Below are 16,690 nucleotides of genomic sequence, written 5' to 3' on the forward strand. Positions count from 1 at the left end.
CCTCCACACACCACAACCACCCGTTTCACAAGGAGAAAAAATGTTCCGTCCCCTCGCCGCTCTCGCTGGCTCTCTCGTCGTGCTGGCATCGATCGCTGGATGCTCGGCCGCGGGTTCTGACCCGAGCATCGAGCTCAGCGCCGACACCATCCTCATCGATGTGCGAACGCCATCCGAATACAACGCCGGCCATCTTGAGGGCGCCACGTTGCTCGACCTCAACGGTGGCGAATTCGCCGCTGCGCTCCCGACCCTCGACCCCGAGGCCGAGTACGCCGTTTACTGCAAGTCGGGCAACCGCTCGGGCCAGGCCGTCGCCATGATGACCGAAGCGGGCTTCGAGAACGTCATTGACCTCGGATCGATTGGTCAAGCAGAAGCGTCGACGCAGATCGAGGTCGTGCAGTAGCGCAGGTCCCGCCACCTCAGGCGGAAGCATGCAGACGCGGTCGTGAGCAATCGGCGACCGCGACTGCTCCGAACCACAGTGGTGAATACAACACCCGCCTCCAGCACGCGCTACAGCGCCGACAACCGGTTCGATCGTGCCACGGCGGGCTTCACGCGCGTCGTTGTTCCGACCGCGCTGGGTGACATTGTCGCCCACGTCGATCTGAATGCTGCAGCGCTGTCAGATTCCGCGACGCTCCTCCTGCACGGAGCAGCGGGCTCCTGGACAACCTGGCTCCCTCTCATTCGCGCTTCACACCACGCCGGCAGCCCGCTACAGAATGCCATCGCCCTCGATCTGCCCGGCTGGGGCGAGAGCGGCAGCATCAGCGACACAGCAAGCGTCGAAGATATGGCGGATGCCGTAGCCCACGTAGCCAGAACTCTCGGCTTTGCCCGCTGGAGCATTTTCGGCCACTCGCTGGGCGGCCACCTCGCGCTCACCCTTGCGGCCCGCTACCCGGAGCGCACCGCGAAAGTGACCGCCATCTCGGCGACTGGGCCCGGCGCGCTGTCGGTGCTGCGGCATCCGGTTCGCAACTTCGGCACTCTTCCGCTTCTGGCCGGGATGCTCGGAGCAATGCGTTTTCTCAGTTCGCTCGGGGCCGCTGGTAGCGCGTTCGTTCGTGGCCTTCACCGACTACAGTTGCTCGGGCCGCTCAGCGCTCCCCTGTTCGCAAATCGTCGGCACCTTGACAGCTCGGTGATCGATTCGCTGGCCGCTGAGATTCGCCCGTCGTCGTTCGTTCGTGGAGCCATTGCCGCTGCACGGTACGACGAAATGCAGTGGGCGCGTGTGCGATGCGCGGTTACGCTGGTTCGCGGCGACCAGGACGTCTTCGTGAGTTCGACAGACGACGCCTGGTTCGCGTCAGTAATTCCGCACGCCATCCAGCAGGTCTCTCCGCGCGCCGGACACTTTGCCCATATTGAGTCTTTCGAACTACCTCACGCCATCGCCGGCGGCACGCCCGTCGCCGCCTAGACTCGGTTGATCGCGCGCAGAAGCCGGTTAAGACGGGTGAGCCCGAGAAGAACCAGCCATCCGGGCTGCGACGCAGAGATCGAGCATCCGGTAAGGAGAAGAGCAGCGAGGCGACCGCGCTCAGCTTCACGAATCGTTAGCGTTGTCGTAGCTAATATTTCTGTGAACAGAGGCGGCGTTGGTGCTTCAGCTCGACAACATTTCCAAAGCGTTCGGCGGGCGGATGGCCCTCGACGGTGTGAGCTTCGGCGTGCGGGAAGGCCGCATGACAGGCTTCGTCGGCGGCAACGGCGCTGGCAAGACCACCACGATGCGGATCCTCTTGGGCGTGCTGGAACGGGACGCCGGTGAGATCACGCTCGACGGCGAATCGCTCGGGGCCCCGCAGCGGCGCAACTTCGGCTACATGCCCGAGGAGCGCGGGCTCTACCCCAAAATGAAAGTGCGGGAGCAGTTGGTGTATCTCGCTCGCTTGCACGGGATGACCGGCGCTGATGCTGGTCGTAATGCTGACCAGCTGATGGAAGAACTCGGGCTTGGCGAACGCCGCGACTCCACTCTCGAAAGTCTCTCGCTCGGCAACCAACAGCGCGCCCAAATTGCGGCCGCACTTGTTCACAATCCTCACATTTTGGTGCTTGATGAACCTTTTTCTGGCCTCGATCCTCTCGCTGTCGATACCGTTGTCGATGTTCTCACGCAGCGCGCAGCCGACGGCGCCTCCGTGCTGTTTTCTTCCCACCAACTCGACATTGTCGAACGGCTGTGTGACGACCTCGTCATTATCGCGGAGGGAAGCATTCGAGCATCCGGAGAGCGCGAAGCACTCCGAGCAGCGCACTCGGCCCCGCGCTTCACCATCGCCAGCAGCAATGATCTGGGTTGGTTACATGGCGAACCCGAGATCACCGTGGTCGAGTTAGAACATGGCCGCGCTATCTTCGATGCTGCCGCACCCGCCGCGGCCCAGCGAGTGCTTCGGCGTGCGGTAGCCGAGGGGGACGTGAGCACATTCGCTCCCCAACACGCTTCGCTCGCACAAATCTTTCGAGAGGTCATCCAATGAATGCCACTACCGCTCAGCGCCCGTCTCCACATTTTTCACAATCCGTTGCGCTCGTTGCCGAACGCGAAATCTTGGCCCGGCTTCGCTCCAAAAGCTTTCTCATCACGACGGGCATCCTGTTCCTTCTTGTGCTCGGCGGAGTCATTGCGGGCGGCATCTTCTCGAAAAGCCTGACCACCATTCCCGTGGCGGTTGTCACCTCGGTGTCGGCGGTAGTCGAGAACATCAATGGGCTCGACGTCACTGTCGTCGATGATCGGCGCGAAGCTGAGGAACTCGTAATCAACGGGACCGTGGACGCCGCCATCGTGCCCGCTCCCGACGGCTCCCGCGTGCCGGTGAGTATCATCGCTGACACCGAAGCCCCCGCCTCGCTTGTTCAGGTCTTCAGCATTACGCCGGATGTTGTGATGCTCAACCCGAGCGAGGCCAGCGGTTCTCTCACCTACCTGATTGCCATCGGGTTCGGCATGATCTTCTTTATCTCTGGCATGACGTTCGGCCCCATGATCGCCCAGAGCGTTGTTGAAGAAAAGCAGACTCGCATTGTGGAAATTTTGATGTCGGCGGTACCCGTCTCGGCTCTCATGGCGGGCAAAGTAATCGGTAATTCGATCCTCGCTTTCGCTCAGATTATCGCCATCGCAGGCCTCGCCGTCATAGGGCTGTGGATCACGGGCCAAACGGATTTGTTGTCGCTGCTCAGCGCGCCCTTGCTCTGGTTTGTGGGCTTCTTTATCATCGGTTTCGTACTGCTGGCGGCCCTGTTCGCCGCGGTAGGGGCGATGGTCTCGCGTCAGGAAGACCTTGGTTCGGCGATGACCCCGGTGACGATGCTCATCATGCTGCCGTACTTTGCCATCATCTTCTTCAACGACAACCCGGTCGCGCTCGCCGTCATGTCGTACATCCCGTTCTCGGCACCGGTCGGGATGCCGATGCGACTCTTCATCGGAACGGCCGAGTGGTGGGAGCCTCTCGTTGCCCTCGCACTTTTGCTTATCACTGCCCTACTCGCGGTGCTTCTAGGCTCCCGCATCTACAACAACTCGCTGCTGAAGGTTGGCAGTCGAGTGCGCTGGGCCGAAGCTATCAAGCGCTAATCCACTCACGGCACGCTCCGAGCCCACTGGGCTAAAGCTGTCACAGCTCTAGACCGCGGTGAGATGCTCGTTATCAGCAGGCATCGCAAGCCGTTCGTCCGGCTCGTCGTTAATTGTTACGCCTTCGAAAAGCAGGGGCATCCCGTGACCTGTCCAGGCGGATGCCCGATCCATCAGTTGCGCATGCACGTGAGGCTCGCTGGAGTTTCCCGAGTTTCCGCATGCGGCGATCGATTGCCCCGCGACGACGGAATCGCCAACTTTTACAAGAGCAGAGTGCTGCTTCACATGAGCGACGAGCGCGTAGATACCGTCGTTGCTGCGGATCGTGATGTGGTTGCCGACGATGAGCCGGGGGCCACCAATCTCGCGAATCGTGCCCTCGATCATCATGTACACGAAGCCGAGCACCGACGAACGAGCTCGGTGGTCGCGCTGCGAATCGCTGGAACGCACCACGACTCCGTCGACCATGGCCCGCACAGGCTGGCCGAAAGCGGGGTACTCGTTGGGATAGCGCAGCACAATTCCGGTATCGAAGGCTGGTCGATTACCTCCGAGCGGGTCGAAAACGAGATCGACCGCATGAGCCTGGCCATAGGCGCGAACGCCGTGGCTGGGCACGCGTGTTGCGGGGCTGTTGAGCGCTAGCCAACGACCAACAACAGGCGAGGCTACGGTCACGGGTTCGCGGTGCGGCAACAGCTTCGCGCCGGGCCGCAACACAACGAGCACAAACAGCATGCCGACGATGCCAAGCAAGGGCAACAGTTCGAACACCGACCGTATAACAACCAAAGAAATAAGTTGCGCCCCAATAGCGCCGGCGAAGATCGTCACCACTGACACGTACAGGATGATCACGCGGGCGCGGTAAACACCCGCGATCATGCGACTCACTTTGCCGCCACGAGGGTGTCGCGAAGCGCTCCCGGAAACCCGAACTCAGAGACCGGGAGATTATCGATCTCAGCCACGCCTAGCTTTCGACGATGGGCTCGGGAGGCAGCTTGCGCACCTTCGCACGGCGACGACGACGGGCCGGGATCATGGCCCGCATTTCTTCGAGCTTGCCGAAGCAGAGCAGGCGGTCGTTCGCTTCGAGAACGGTGCTGCGGCGGGGGTTGGGCACAACGTTGGAGCCGCGGTGCAGCGTGAGCACGGTGATGTCCTTCTCCCCCAAACCAGATTCGCCGAGCTGCTTGCCCACAAAATCCGCGTCGCTTCCAACAACGATCTCAGCGACGCCATAACCGGTCGAGACGCTGAGGCGCTGGCGGACATCGATCTCGGGGAATGCCACCTGGTTGGCGATGTAGTCGATGATCGCGCCCGCGACATCCAGATCGGTGGCTCGCTCGATGCCTTCGAGGCCGGGCGATGAGTTCACCTCCATGACAAGGGGGCCGTCTTTGCCCTCAAGCATGTCAACGCCGGCAACGCGCAAGCCCATGATCTGGGCTGCCTTGACGGCAGCACGGTGATACTCGGGCGTGAGCTCGACCGCTTCAACGTTGCCACCGCGGTGCACATTCGAGCGGAACTCGTCGCCCACCGCCACACGGCGCATGGCAGCAACCACGCGGTCACCCACCACAAGGGCGCGGATGTCGCGGCCCTTGCTCTCGGAGATGAAGCTCTGAATCAGCACGTTCTGCTTCGTCGAATGCAGCGTCTCGATAATCGCCTTGGCGACCTGAGTGTCCGGAGCGAGGATCACACCGATCCCCTGAGTTCCTTCGAGCAGCTTGATCACGACCGGCGCACCGCCGACACGCTCGATCGCCATCTCGACATCCGCCCGGTTGTGCACAAACGTGGTCGCTGGCATGGCAATGTCGTGACGCGAAAGAATCTGGGTGGCACGCAACTTGTCGCGCGAGTTCGTGATTCCGCTCGAGGTGTTCGGCGTGTAGACATCCATCTGTTCGAACTGGCGCACGACTGCCGTACCGAAGTAGGTAATCGAGTTGCCGATGCGAGGCAGGATGGCGTCGTAGTCCGAGAGCAGTTTGCCGCGATATTGCAGATCGGGCTCGTCCCCCGTGAGGTCGATCGCAAACCGCAGAGTATTGAGCACCTTGACGGTATGGCCACGCTGCTCCGCCGCCGCACGGAGGCGAAGCGTGGAATAAGCATGCGGCGCACGGGAGAGGATCGCGAGTTTCATGGAACAACCTGTCAAGATATGGGGGTGATAGATCCTACCCATTCAAACACGGTTGCGGGCTGGCGTGAGTGGGTTTCCCTTCCCGATCTTGGCGTGCCGTGGATTAAAGCCAAACTCGACACTGGCGCACAGAGTTCTGCTCTGCACGCCGACGACATCGAAGAGTTCACTCATGCTGATGGCAGCGAGTGGGTTCGTTTTCGCGTGCGCCCGTGGCAGAAGTCTGGCAAAGATGATGCCGTCGTGGAGTGCGCAATTCATGATCGACGCGCGGTCCGCAGTTCGTCTGGTCATACGGAGGATCGCATCGTCGTGCTGATCGACGTCGTACTCTGTGGCCATACGGTGACCGCCGAAACGACTCTCACCAACCGCGATGAAATGGGCTTTCGGATGCTCGTGGGCCGCGAAGCGCTCAGTCAAGAGTTCTTGGTGGACTCCGGCAAGTCGTTTCTGGGTGGCCGACCGCCGCGCGTGACGCGCCGCCGCAACCAGGGACAGGGCTAACTTCGCCGCAATCCCCGGCGCACCATCGCGCGCTGGCGTGTCCGCTATCGCTCGCTAAAGCCGGAACTTGCCCACGATGCCGTCGGCAATCTTATTTCTGGCGCCTCGCACCGCTCGGTTGTTCGCACCCGACATCCGACGGTTAGTGAGCCCCTTCTTTGACTGCACAAAGTCGTCCTTTTCTTTCATATTCACCATGGTCGCCTCAGTTTCAGACTCATGGCTGTGCCGCTTATCGGTGTTGCGGTAACGAAAATAGATGGCGGAGTAAAAGATGAAACCGGAGAGCAAGAAGACAAGGCCGAGGCCTCCCGAGTCATCGTCTGACGAGCCGGCGGCGAGCACCTGCCCACTTTCGGCCATCCACACTGCAACGTTCAGCATCAGATCCCCACCGCCACGAGTACGAGCCCAATGACGGTGCCGACAAGCTGCACGATCCCCGAGACGAGGAGCAACCTGCTCTGGTGCAGCGGAATGCTGCCCATCGTCTCTCCCGTGCGCGCATTGACCGCAACGTAGTGCAAGAACGTCTTGCCATTCGATTTTCGCTGCTGATAGCTATAGAGCCAGACAGGCAGATACGCCGATACCCAACGCTGACCGCGCACCTCCACCTGCTCTGATGACCACTGCACTCCACGGTCATAGAACGACAGAGTGTCATTTACCTTGTGACGAGTGATGTCCTCAGCTTGGGTGTGCGCGATGGGCGTGAGCTGGTCAAGGTTGCTGTCGCGACGCTCTGAGGTGAATCCGGCAAGGTAGTTGGAGTCGTACCGTACGGAGTTTTCAACATCGAACGGCATGATCGTGTTGATGATGTTGTTGGAGTTTTTTGACGTGTTCTGGTCGAGACGGTCACTCGACGACTCAACGGTGAGGTCGTTGACGTGAATGTCGAAGTCACGCTCCACGGCGTACACGTCGGCGTCGTAGCGTTGCTGATTCTTGTCGCCCACTTTGACAGTGTACGAACGCGTTTGATGCTCGCCGTGGCCAGACAACCGTGCGTGGGCGTTGATGTCCACCACCATGTACGGCAAGTAGACGCCCATCACGTTTTCAGCATTGAACTCTGCCCTAAACGTCGGATGCGCGAAAAACTTGCGCTTGCCGACAAAGTGGGCGATTTTCTCCACCGCCGTTGCTTTCTCTACTGAGAAGGGAAGAATCATGTCGGGGACAGCGCCGTTGGGAACCTGCTGGTTCATCGAGAGAGTGTTTCGACACCAGTGGCAGCGGGCTTGCGTGCTCGTGTTGGTGTCGATCACGACCTCGGCGCCACACGCCGTGCACTTGAACGTCAGGATTTCCTCAGTGGAAGGCACGATGTCGCTCGAGCCCGAACCGACAAGGATGCCCGTCAGCTTGCTGATGTCACCGTTGAGATTAAACGCATCGATCGCGTTGTCGGTAGACCACTCGAAGCGACAATATCCGCACCGCAAATGGCCAGTCGCGACGTTCAGCGAAATTTCTGTCGAGCCACAGCGCGCGCACTTTGCGAGCCCATCCTTAGCCCCGTCATCGGTATTGATGACACGCGGGGCATCGTCCGCTGTCGCGGGCGGCGGAGTTTCTGGTTCGACAGCATCCATCGACATCGCGGACTACAATCCGAGAACTTTGGCTTTAGCCGCTTCGTAGTCAGCTTCGGTGATCAAGCCTTGGTCGAGCATTGTCTTGAACTGCTGCAGCTTTGCCATGGGGTCGTCCGCTGCGGGAGCCGCTGCGGCGGCGGGCGCTGCTGGCTGGGGTGGAGCTGCATTGGGCTGCTGGAACCCTCCGGCCGCGCCACCGGCAGCGTTCATTCCCATGCCGAGGAAGGCCATGCCCGCGCCGCCTCCGCCGCTGCCTTCGTTTGAGCCGGCGGCTTCGAAACCACGGGCAGCAGCTTGCTGCATGAAGGAGTTACCGCGGGCACCGCCGAGAGCATCCGCCTTCTTAACATCGCTGAGCAGAGCGCGAGTGTCTTCGTCGTATTCGATGGACTGAAGCGCGACCTTCTCAATGGTGAGACCGCGATCCGTCGTCCACTGGTACGCGTCATCGACAGCAGCACTCAACGATTGCGCAAATCCGATAGCGTCGCCCTGGATTTTGGCGATGCGGTTTCCCTTGCTGGGATCGTTTGTGTAATAGGAGAACGCCGCAGCGAGTGAACCGACCACTTCGTTGAAGAGCTGGCTCGCAGCGTCATTGTCGAGGTCAGAGAAGTCGAAGACCTTCGGTGACGCGCCGAGATAGGTAAGGGGAACGAAGTTCTTCACCAGCAGGATCGGGTCGACGATTTTGAGCGAGTAGCTACCGCGGGTGATCGCACCGACCTGAGCATTGAGGTAGGCATCATCCCAATAAATCTCGGATTGAGTGCCGAACTTATTATTGGGGATCTCTTTGAGGTTCACATAGAACGCGAGCTGCTGAGAACCAGGCTGCCCGCCGAACTTGAAGCGCTCCCACGACGTCTTCACCGTGGAGCTGATGATGCCATCGCCGGCAAAGAATGACTCGGCGTTCTGGTCTTCTGACGTGAAAATGAAGCCGCCGGGCTCTCCCACGAAGCCGGTCAGCTGGCCGTCTTGGAACGTGACGAGGCCGTAGCCCTCGGGCACGACGATGCGGCTACCGTTCGTGATGATGTGCTCGGAGCCCTGAGTGTTGGAGCCACGGCCAGCGTTGGTTCCCTGCGCGACCGCGGGAAAAATGGCCGCAGTAGGAGCAAGGTGAGCCGGCGGGGTGAGAAAGTCTTTCCACTGGTCGGCGAACGTTCCGCCGATAGCCCCTGCGAACGCCTTGATGAAACCCATGTGCATATCCCGTCGACTCGTTGTGCGGATCGAGCGCCGATAGAAATGGCTTCGTCAGTGCAGCGTGTTGCGCGGGGACGACAAAACATCGGCGAGCGACATTCTCCCAGCATGGTAGCCCGTCGGGGCACCTGGTGTCTCGTGTTCTGGGAATTGGTTCTGCGTCTCTCTCACGCGGGTACCATCACCTCATGCCTTCTCTTACTGCGCTCATACTGCGGGTGGTGGCGCTCGCGTGACGCGCCGGCGTCGTACGATCATCGCCGCGCTCGTGGCATCGGTGATACTCGTCGGCGGTGTCTTCGGGACTATTGCCGCGGTGCAGTACGCCGCATTCGCGGCGACTTTTGTGCGCGCAGACGGCACTGAACTTGTTTTCCAGGGTGAACGATTCGAGTTCACAGGGGCCAACAACTACTACCTTGGGCACAAGCCGGAGAGCACGGTGGTGGCGCTGCTCAACGACGCAGATGAGGCGGGGCTCACCGTCATCCGCACCTGGGGCTTTCAAGACTATGGAGACACCGATGGCTCGGGAGTCGCCTCCGACGATTTCGAGGGCGTCTGGTATCAGTCGTGGGATGATGCCGCCGGCGCCCCTGTCGTGAACACCGGCGCGACGGGGCTTGAGAAGCTCGATTTCGTGATCGCCGAAGCCGCTGCGCGCGACATTAAGCTGGTCATCCCCTTCACCAACAACTGGGACGCCTACGGTGGCATGGACCAATACGTTCAGTGGGCAGGGCTCAACGAGCACTCCGCTTTCTACACTGATGAGCGCATTCGTAGCTGGTACAAAGAATGGGTTGCGACGCTACTGAATCGCACCAACAGCATCACCGGAGTGCAGTACAAAGACGATCCCACCATCCTCGCGTGGGAACTAGCAAACGAACCTAGCTGCACTGGCTCGGGCACTTTTACTGATGGAGAGTGCGGCACCGCCACCATCACAGAATGGGCGGATGAGATGAGCCGTCATGTGAAATCCATCGACCGCATCCATCTCCTGGGCGTTGGTGACGAAGGCTTTTTCTGCGGAGATGAAGACACGTGGACGCTCACGCGCGAGTACGGTGCCTCAGGGCACGGAGCTGGCTTCGGCGAGAACTGCGGCAACGGGGTCGATACCGTCGCTCTGGCTTCATTGCGAAACATCGACGTCATGTCGATGCACCTCTACCCCGACCACTGGCAGACCTCCACCGACTGGGGCACGGGGTGGATTGAGAAACACGCAGAGGCAGCCGCCGCTATCGGTAAGCCGGTGTATCTCGGCGAGTTCGGTGTGATGGACGCCTCGACGCGCGCCGAAACCTACGCGACCTGGCTCGCGACAGCGCACGACGCCGGCGTCGATGGAGCTCTGTTCTGGATGCTGGCATCCGACCAGGAAGACGGAACACCGTACCCGGATTATGACGGCTTCACCGTCTACTGCCCCAGCGAGGCGTGCGCTGTGGTGGGCAACCACGCCGCGACGCTCGTCGGCGCACGCTGAGGCAGCACGAAGACAGCGGCCACAGTGAGGTCGCTTGGCCGCGACCCCACTGCTGCTGCGGATTAGAAGTGAGTACCGCCGTCGATACGAACTTCTGTTCCGGTGATGAACGCGCCATCTTCGCTGGCGAGCATTGCGACGACACCAGCGACGGCCTCGGGCCCCGCAAAACCTTCTTTGAGCGCTGAGCCCAGTTTTGCGAAGAGCGAGTAGTCAGCGTCCTCGGGGATGCCGGGGCCCTGACTCTGCTTGCTCTCGCCGCTGCCGTCGGTCATTCCCGATGAGATCGATCCGGGCTGAACAGCGGTAAAGCGGATTCCTTGCTTGGCATATTCCGAAGCGAGGGCATGGGTCATCGACTGCACGCCACCCTTACTCGCGGCATACGCGGCCATGTAGGGGTGAGCGAAAGCTGCGGATGTCGAACTGAAGTTCACGACAGCGGCGTCGTTCCCTTCGCTGAGGGCAGGGATGGCTTCGCGAATCATCAAGAACGTACCAACGAGGTTGATGTTGATGATCTGCTGGAAGTCAGCCAGCGACATGGTGTGGGTGTGCGCTGACCGGAGAATTCCGGCAGCGTTCACCAGCACGTCGAGTCCGCCCAATTGAGCAACGGCAGCGGCGACTGCGCTGCGCACTGACTCTTCATCGGCGATGTTCACGACAACAGTGCTGAGGCGATCGGCAGCGTCGCCGGCTTTAGCAACAGTGTCAGCAAGTCCTGCTTCGCTGATGTCAAGGGCGGCAACGGTGCCACCTTCGGCGAGGAGGCGAAGGGCGGTGGCTTGGCCAATTCCTGATCCTGCGCCGGTGATGATGGCGCGGCGGTCGGTGTAGCGATTCATCTGAGTGACCTTTCGTTGAAGACGGGAGTATCTACACGGTACGCCACACTGGCACAATGTGCCATCCTTGCTTATTGTGCGCGATAGGCACCATCGGCGTACTCTCCTTACATGGATTCCACGCCCCCCACTCTCACCGAGCGCCGCAAGCTCGACACTCAGCTCGAGGTCGCGCGCACGGCTGCGCGCCTCTTCGCTGAGCGCGGTGCTCACGCTGTTACGGCAGAGCAGATTGCGCAGGAGTCAGGCATCGCCGTGCGAACGTTTTACCGCTATTTCAGCTCCAAAGAGGATGCCGTGGCTCCCCTTCTCACCGTGGGGGCCGGCCATTGGCGGGCATTGCTCGCCGCCGCTCAACCACAGGAAGACGTCGTAACGGCGCTTGAGCGCACCATCCGCCAAGTTCTGACCGCTACGGCCGACGCCGACCGCGAAACCATGCGCTGGACACTAGGACTTCTTCGCGCCGCCGACGACGACAAAGATCTTCGCGACGTTTGGTACCGGGTGAACGGCGAATCAGAGGCTCAGCTGCGCACCGTCATCGCCACGTTGGTCGGGCCTGACACCGACCCGTTCACCGTTCGTATCGTGGCCGCTGCGGCGACGCAGGCGCTCAGGGTGGCGCTCGAGATGAGCGCCGCCGATAGCGAGAACGCGACCGTGGCAGAGCCAGCACAGCTGGCGGCGCGAGCTCTACGCACTCTCACTCATGGCATTCAACTCGAAGTGGTCGAGGTTACCAACCCATAGTTCCCGGGGCCCCTTTGAACGGTCCGACGAGATTTTTGGTGATCCACCCGCCATAAAAGTCGCCGGCCTGCGAGGTGACGAGTTCGCCATCGATCTCGCACGAGTCCATTTGCCCGGGATAGAGCGCCACACGCGTTCCCAGTTCTTCGAAGCGGCGCGTTGGCTCCGGGTAGATCCAACCTGCTCGCTCGGCGACTACTCCCCCAGCAGTAACGTCAAAGTAGTGAGCTTCGCCCTTGAACTCGCAGAAGCTGGTGCCCGCTCGCGGCACGAGCACACCGTCGGGGAAGGCTGCGAGGGGAACGTAGTAGACCGGCGGATGACTCGTCTCAAGTACTCGCACGGCATCCGTGGTATCGACGATCACTTCGCCACCCAAGCGCACGACAACGCGCTGGGGCATGTGTTCTACTCGCGGGGGCCGCGGATAATTCCACACCGACTCTTGCCCTGCTTTCGGCTTGACGGGCTTGGGACGAGGCAAGGAGCGGGGATAGCCGGCGGGAGTCATAACTCCATCTTGCAGTCGGCTGCTGGGACGCGGCTGAGTCGCGTCCACAGACCCATTGCGCCCTCGACGCCTTCCCCTAAACTTGCTCGAGTGAATGATGCCTCCGCCTCCCAAGCCGCCCGAACCGCCCACAACAGCACCGCCCTCCGCGTGCTCGCGCGCCTCGGTTTCGCCGTCAATGGCCTCGTACATCTCCTCATCGGCGCACTCGCCATTGGCATCGCGACCGGCGGCGGAGACACGGATGCCGATCAGTCGGGGGCGTTCAAACAACTCGCGTCGACGCCAGGCGGAGTGTTCCTCTTGTGGGCCGTCGTCATCGGCATGTTCGCCCTCGGTCTCTGGCTGCTCATTTCAGCGTTCCTCATGCAGCCCGAGGATTCGAAGCGCAAGTGGGCCAAACGCGGGGCAGAAGTCGCTAAGGGGATCACGTACTTTGCCCTGGGTTCCACCGCACTGAAGTTCGCACTCGGTGGATCGTCCAGCTCCTCCGACAGCACGAGCAGTGTGAGCGCGGACCTCATGGCGAACCCGGTGGGAGTCGGCGTTCTGGTGCTGGCCGGCCTTGTCGTTGTCGGCGTCGGCGGTTATTTCGTCTTCAAGGGCGTCACCCAAAAGTTCACCGAAGACGTGTCCGTTCCCGGTGGCACGCTGCGTAAGGCTGTGTTGGGGCTCGGTACTGCGGGCTACGTCGCGAAGGGTGTCGCGATCGGCGTTGCCGGCATCCTCGTCGTGGCGGCTGCTTTTACTCACGATCCCGAGAAGTCATCCGGCCTCGATGCTGCCCTCACGAGCCTGACAGCGTTACCGTACGGCATGGTGGTTCTTCTCGTTATCGCGGTGGGACTCATCGCCTATGGCGTGTACTGCTTCGCACGTGCACGATTCGCCCGCCTGTAATTAGTCGCTGACGACAGCTCTCGGCACTACGATCGAGCCAGCGTTTCAGCTAGCCATTCGGCGCAGCTTTGACTAGGGAGAATGATGAACTCGACGCCTGACGACAAACCAGCAGCGTCTCGCTCTGCCGCGGTCGTGTACAACCCGATCAAGGTCGACATCGATGCCATCAAGGCGGCCGTCACGGTCCTCGAGAATGAGACAGGCTGGAAGACAACCACCTTCCACGCCACCAGCAAGGAAGACCCAGGAGCCGGTGCGACGCGAGACGCTCTGGCTGCGGGCGCCGACGTCGTGATCGTCGCGGGCGGCGATGGCACGGTTCGAGCCGTCGCCGAGGCGATTCATGACAGTGACGCCGCTCTGGCTCTCATGCCCGCCGGCACCGGAAACCTCTTTGCTCGCAACCTCGGCATTCCCCTCGATGACCTCGAGGGCGCGGTTCGAACCGCGTTCACCGGGGTCGATCGCGCGGTTGATATCGGGCTCATCGACATCCGCGATGAGAACAACGCTCTCTCGAAGCACGCTTTCGTCGTCATGGCGGGGTTGGGCCTCGATGCCAAAATGATCGCGAACACCAATGACGATCTGAAGAAGCGCATCGGCTGGCTCGCGTACGTGAGCGCCATTGTGAAAGCCCTCGCCGATAGCAGCGAATTGCACGTGAAGTATCGCCTCGACTCTCAGCGCGCACGTTCGGGCCGAGCCCACACCGTCATCGTCGGCAACTGCGGCTCGCTAACCGCTAATGTGCTGCTGCTGCCGGATGCCGCTCCCGACGACGGATTTTTTGATGTCGCCGTGATGCGACCCCAGGGCGTGATCGGCTGGGCTCAGATTCTGGGAAAGGTGCTGTGGGAAAACGGCGTGCTGCGCCGCATCAGAGGCGGTCATTTTCTCACCACGAAAGACGTTCGCGCACTGCGATATGTGAAGGCGAAACAGCTCACAATCCGCCTGAGCACCCCCGAAGAAATCGAACTCGACGGTGACGAGTTCGGAAAGACGATCGCCTTCAAGAGCCGCATTGAAGCCGGCGGCTTGACCGTGCGGATGCCTCGGACTGCGGATTCCTCTCAGCACTAACTGCGGGAGTCTTCGCCCTGCTCCGCTACCTCCGCTTCTTGCTCCGCTTCCGCTTCTTCCGCTTCTTCCGCTTCTTCGGCGCGCTCAAGTCGGGTGTTTAGCGCCGCAAGAATTCTGGCGATGTCCATCGAGATTGCTGCCGATGCCCCCAGGGCCGTCGCGTTTGCGTCAGCTTTGCGGGCATCCAATTCGGCCGTCAGATCGGCAAGCGCATCGGTAGCGAGGGCGTGGGATTCTTCGCGGTGCTCGAGAGTGTCCCAGTCGCGCAGCGCCGAGGCGACGGCAGCGAGTGCTGCGCTTAACTCCGGACGCATTTCAGGACGAAGTTGCACCTTGATCGGTGTTCCCCAGACTGCGCCGGTGAGTACATCCGTGATGTCGCGAACGTGGAATGTGACCGTCTCGAGGGCGGCCAGATCGTTGTAGTCCGCTTTCAGATCGCGACGATAGCGGCGGGCACGCGGGTTTGCCTTTCGGCTCTCGTCGGCCAGAAGCACCGCTTGCCGAACCTCGCCTGAGACCACGATGAGCGAGTCTTTGCCCGATGCCCACCCGTCACGCTCGGGCGGCCAGCTCTCGGCCAAGGCCTCAGCGATTTCGGCGAGGTGATCAGAGAGCACCGCACGGAAGTTCGACAACTGCTGGTCGACCGCGTTGTGGGTGAGCGCGGGAAAAATGAGGAGGTTAACGAGCAACCCGACGACGATGCCGAGCGTCGCTTGCTCAAGGTAGCCGAGCGAGTAGTCGTCGGCATCCGGCCCGCCAATGATGAGCACGAAAAGCACGGTGACGGGAATGTATTCACGGTTGGCACCGAACCAGCCCGTGGCCGCGATCAGCGCTCCGACACCAACGGCTAGCGCCATCGTGAGCACTGACGGCGAGCTGAAGATAATGACAGCGCCAGCGAGCACGATCGCGATCGCGAGACTTCCCAAGGTTTGCGCCGCATTCTTGAGCGAACCCATGAGCGTCGGATACATCGCGACGATGGCGCCGAGGGGCGCGTAGTACGGGTAGTTGTCGGCGACGCCGGGCAGGTAGGGCGCGACCGTCCACGCGATCGCCACGGCTAGCCCTGTTTTGGCGGCCTGCAGCATCCGGGTTCGGGTGATGTCTGACCGCATCCGCCCCGCCGTCTGCGTCACCGGTTGCAGACGCTGCGCTACCGGTTGCAAGCGCTGCACCACCGGTTTCAAACGCTGCTTCATCGGCTGCAGTCTGCTGGCGTCGATGGTGAGACGTTTCGGCAGCTTCGGACGCCTCATGCGTTGACAGCGATATCCACGCTGCCGGGTGTCGGTTCCGGATGCTCGATTCTGACGCGATCGGGGCGAAAGCCGTGTTCGATCCCCCACAGCACCGCGTTGGTGCGACTCGTGGCGCCAATAGTTCGGTAGCAGCTACGAATGTAGGTCTTGATTGAGTTGATCGAGAGGTGAGTGCGCTCTGCTATCTCCACGTTCGCGAGGCCCTGAGTGATGAGGGCCAACACTTCAGCTTCGCGTTCGGTCAAGCCTTCTTCACGCCCGGGCCAATCGCCCACAGCGACAGCAGAGACGCTCACGCCACCAAGATGAATCCGTTCGCCACCGGCACGGATCGCTTCGAGAGCGGCCACCAGCTTGGCCGCCGGCAGCCCTTTTGAGATGTAGCCGTTGGCCCCGTTGCTCATCACCGTTGCGATGTGGGTCGGGTCGAGGTTCCACGAGTACACAACAACCGCGCTGACCCGGGGGTTGGCGGCAAGGTCACGCACCGCCGCCCGGTCTCCCTGGGTGCCCGCAAAGGTGTCGTAGAGGGCGATATCCACCACGTCGTCGACGCGCTTATTGAGATCGAGCTCAACGACGCGGATGCGGTTCTGGTAGGCGCGAAGCATCCCCACTACTCCGCGGGCGACAACTTCGTAGTCGTTGACGAGGGCGATCTGTACAGCAGTCATAGATCAACGATAGAGCGGCGATTGGATGCGCGGGGAAAAGTTCACCCCT

General features: G+C 61.3%; 18 protein-coding genes. 9 read left to right on the forward strand and 9 right to left on the reverse strand.

Features of this window, described 5'->3' with window-relative positions; genetic code table 11:
- The first annotated feature begins 40 nt into the window (after positions 1-40).
- From I6E58_RS09255 to I6E58_RS09270, 4 genes are all read left to right on the forward strand, one after another.
- Entirely contained in the window at positions 41-409 is a 369-nt protein-coding gene (locus I6E58_RS09255; protein WP_197132516.1) for a rhodanese-like domain-containing protein, read from the forward strand.
- Between the two features lie 81 nt (positions 410-490).
- Entirely contained in the window at positions 491-1,435 is a 945-nt protein-coding gene (locus I6E58_RS09260; RefSeq protein ID WP_197132519.1) for an alpha/beta fold hydrolase, read from the forward strand.
- A gap of 181 nt (positions 1,436-1,616) precedes the next feature.
- A complete protein-coding gene (locus tag I6E58_RS09265) occupies positions 1,617-2,501 on the forward strand; it encodes an ABC transporter ATP-binding protein (protein ID WP_197132522.1) in 885 nt (294 codons plus the stop codon).
- Entirely contained in the window at positions 2,498-3,604 is a 1,107-nt protein-coding gene (locus tag I6E58_RS09270) for an ABC transporter permease (RefSeq protein WP_197132525.1), read from the forward strand. The genes I6E58_RS09265 and I6E58_RS09270 overlap by 4 nt, the downstream gene beginning before the upstream one ends.
- Positions 3,605-3,652: 48 nt before the next feature.
- Here I6E58_RS09270 and I6E58_RS09275 read toward each other — a convergent pair whose 3' ends face one another.
- Positions 3,653-4,495 carry a M23 family metallopeptidase gene (locus I6E58_RS09275; RefSeq protein WP_197132528.1) on the reverse strand — a complete coding sequence of 281 codons (843 nt, stop codon included), beginning with the start codon at positions 4,493-4,495 and terminating at the stop codon, positions 3,653-3,655.
- A gap of 88 nt (positions 4,496-4,583) precedes the next feature.
- Positions 4,584-5,774 (reverse strand): RimK family alpha-L-glutamate ligase, encoded by a 1,191-nt coding sequence (locus I6E58_RS09280; RefSeq protein ID WP_197132531.1) that lies wholly within the window; start codon positions 5,772-5,774, stop codon positions 4,584-4,586.
- 18 nt (positions 5,775-5,792) lie between these two features.
- On the opposite strand from I6E58_RS09280, the gene I6E58_RS09285 reads away from it, so the two are divergent.
- Positions 5,793-6,281, forward strand: a complete 489-nt coding sequence (locus I6E58_RS09285) for a RimK/LysX family protein (RefSeq protein ID WP_129071261.1) — start codon at positions 5,793-5,795, stop codon at positions 6,279-6,281.
- Positions 6,282-6,335: 54 nt separating this feature from the next.
- Here I6E58_RS09285 and I6E58_RS09290 read toward each other — a convergent pair whose 3' ends face one another.
- From I6E58_RS09290 to I6E58_RS09300, 3 genes are read right to left on the reverse strand one after another with little or no spacing between them, the layout of a single operon-like run.
- A complete protein-coding gene (locus tag I6E58_RS09290) occupies positions 6,336-6,665 on the reverse strand; it encodes a hypothetical protein (RefSeq protein ID WP_197132534.1) in 330 nt (109 codons plus the stop codon).
- Positions 6,665-7,888, reverse strand: coding sequence for a TFIIB-type zinc ribbon-containing protein (locus I6E58_RS09295; RefSeq protein ID WP_231595196.1), 1,224 nt, complete (start codon positions 7,886-7,888; stop codon positions 6,665-6,667). The genes I6E58_RS09290 and I6E58_RS09295 overlap by 1 nt, the downstream gene beginning before the upstream one ends.
- A 6-nt stretch (positions 7,889-7,894) precedes the next feature.
- Complete coding sequence (locus I6E58_RS09300) at positions 7,895-9,094, reverse strand: SHOCT domain-containing protein (protein WP_197132537.1); 1,200 nt, start codon at positions 9,092-9,094, stop codon at positions 7,895-7,897.
- A gap of 235 nt (positions 9,095-9,329) precedes the next feature.
- Here I6E58_RS09300 and I6E58_RS09305 point away from each other — a divergent pair, with 235 nt between their 5' ends.
- Positions 9,330-10,595, forward strand: a complete 1,266-nt coding sequence (locus tag I6E58_RS09305) for a cellulase family glycosylhydrolase (protein ID WP_197132540.1) — start codon at positions 9,330-9,332, stop codon at positions 10,593-10,595.
- Positions 10,596-10,657: 62 nt separating this feature from the next.
- Here the strand turns inward: I6E58_RS09305 and I6E58_RS09310 are convergent, their stop codons facing one another.
- Positions 10,658-11,443, reverse strand: a complete 786-nt coding sequence (locus I6E58_RS09310; RefSeq protein ID WP_197132543.1) for an SDR family NAD(P)-dependent oxidoreductase — start codon at positions 11,441-11,443, stop codon at positions 10,658-10,660.
- Between the two features lie 111 nt (positions 11,444-11,554).
- Here I6E58_RS09310 and I6E58_RS09315 point away from each other — a divergent pair, with 111 nt between their 5' ends.
- A complete protein-coding gene (locus I6E58_RS09315; RefSeq protein WP_197132546.1) occupies positions 11,555-12,196 on the forward strand; it encodes a TetR family transcriptional regulator in 642 nt (213 codons plus the stop codon).
- On the opposite strand, the gene I6E58_RS09320 is transcribed toward I6E58_RS09315, so the two are convergent.
- Positions 12,183-12,599 (reverse strand): DUF427 domain-containing protein, encoded by a 417-nt coding sequence (locus I6E58_RS09320; protein ID WP_307842064.1) that lies wholly within the window; start codon positions 12,597-12,599, stop codon positions 12,183-12,185. The genes I6E58_RS09315 and I6E58_RS09320 overlap by 14 nt on opposite strands.
- 198 nt (positions 12,600-12,797) lie before the next feature.
- Here I6E58_RS09320 and I6E58_RS09325 point away from each other — a divergent pair, with 198 nt between their 5' ends.
- Both I6E58_RS09325 and I6E58_RS09330 read left to right on the forward strand, forming a co-directional pair.
- The gene (locus I6E58_RS09325) at positions 12,798-13,607 is read left to right on the forward strand and encodes a DUF1206 domain-containing protein (RefSeq protein WP_197132552.1); all 810 of its coding nucleotides are present in this window, start codon (positions 12,798-12,800) and stop codon (positions 13,605-13,607) included.
- An 81-nt stretch (positions 13,608-13,688) separates the two neighbouring features.
- A complete protein-coding gene (locus tag I6E58_RS09330; protein ID WP_231595197.1) occupies positions 13,689-14,696 on the forward strand; it encodes a diacylglycerol kinase family protein in 1,008 nt (335 codons plus the stop codon).
- Here I6E58_RS09330 and I6E58_RS09335 read toward each other — a convergent pair.
- Together I6E58_RS09335 and I6E58_RS09340 are read right to left on the reverse strand one after the other, a co-directional pair.
- Positions 14,693-15,964, reverse strand: a complete 1,272-nt coding sequence (locus I6E58_RS09335; protein WP_231595198.1) for an aromatic acid exporter family protein — start codon at positions 15,962-15,964, stop codon at positions 14,693-14,695. The genes I6E58_RS09330 and I6E58_RS09335 overlap by 4 nt on opposite strands.
- Positions 15,961-16,641 carry a response regulator transcription factor gene (locus I6E58_RS09340; RefSeq protein ID WP_197132555.1) on the reverse strand — a complete coding sequence of 227 codons (681 nt, stop codon included), beginning with the start codon at positions 16,639-16,641 and terminating at the stop codon, positions 15,961-15,963. The genes I6E58_RS09335 and I6E58_RS09340 overlap by 4 nt, the downstream gene beginning before the upstream one ends.
- Between the last annotated feature and the right edge of the window lie 49 nt (positions 16,642-16,690).

The organism is Salinibacterium sp. SWN1162 (genome assembly GCF_015864675.1).
Classification (GTDB): Bacteria; Actinomycetota; Actinomycetes; order Actinomycetales; family Microbacteriaceae; genus Rhodoglobus.

Coding starts and splice junctions, on each gene's coding strand:
- I6E58_RS09255 (WP_197132516.1), top strand. CDS start 41: ATGTTCCGTCCCCTCGCCGCTCTCGCTGGCTCTCTCGTCGTGCTGGCA.
- I6E58_RS09270 (WP_197132525.1), top strand. CDS start 2,498: ATGAATGCCACTACCGCTCAGCGCCCGTCTCCACATTTTTCACAATCC.
- I6E58_RS09275 (WP_197132528.1), bottom strand. CDS start 4,495: ATGATCGCGGGTGTTTACCGCGCCCGCGTGATCATCCTGTACGTGTCA.
- I6E58_RS09280 (WP_197132531.1), bottom strand. CDS start 5,774: ATGAAACTCGCGATCCTCTCCCGTGCGCCGCATGCTTATTCCACGCTT.
- I6E58_RS09285 (WP_129071261.1), top strand. CDS start 5,793: ATGGGGGTGATAGATCCTACCCATTCAAACACGGTTGCGGGCTGGCGT.
- I6E58_RS09290 (WP_197132534.1), bottom strand. CDS start 6,665: ATGCTGAACGTTGCAGTGTGGATGGCCGAAAGTGGGCAGGTGCTCGCC.
- I6E58_RS09295 (WP_231595196.1), bottom strand. CDS start 7,888: ATGTCGATGGATGCTGTCGAACCAGAAACTCCGCCGCCCGCGACAGCG.
- I6E58_RS09300 (WP_197132537.1), bottom strand. CDS start 9,094: ATGGGTTTCATCAAGGCGTTCGCAGGGGCTATCGGCGGAACGTTCGCC.
- I6E58_RS09310 (WP_197132543.1), bottom strand. CDS start 11,443: ATGAATCGCTACACCGACCGCCGCGCCATCATCACCGGCGCAGGATCA.
- I6E58_RS09315 (WP_197132546.1), top strand. CDS start 11,555: ATGGATTCCACGCCCCCCACTCTCACCGAGCGCCGCAAGCTCGACACT.
- I6E58_RS09320 (WP_307842064.1), bottom strand. CDS start 12,599: ATGCCCCAGCGCGTTGTCGTGCGCTTGGGTGGCGAAGTGATCGTCGAT.
- I6E58_RS09330 (WP_231595197.1), top strand. CDS start 13,689: ATGATGAACTCGACGCCTGACGACAAACCAGCAGCGTCTCGCTCTGCC.
- I6E58_RS09335 (WP_231595198.1), bottom strand. CDS start 15,964: ATGAGGCGTCCGAAGCTGCCGAAACGTCTCACCATCGACGCCAGCAGA.
- I6E58_RS09340 (WP_197132555.1), bottom strand. CDS start 16,641: ATGACTGCTGTACAGATCGCCCTCGTCAACGACTACGAAGTTGTCGCC.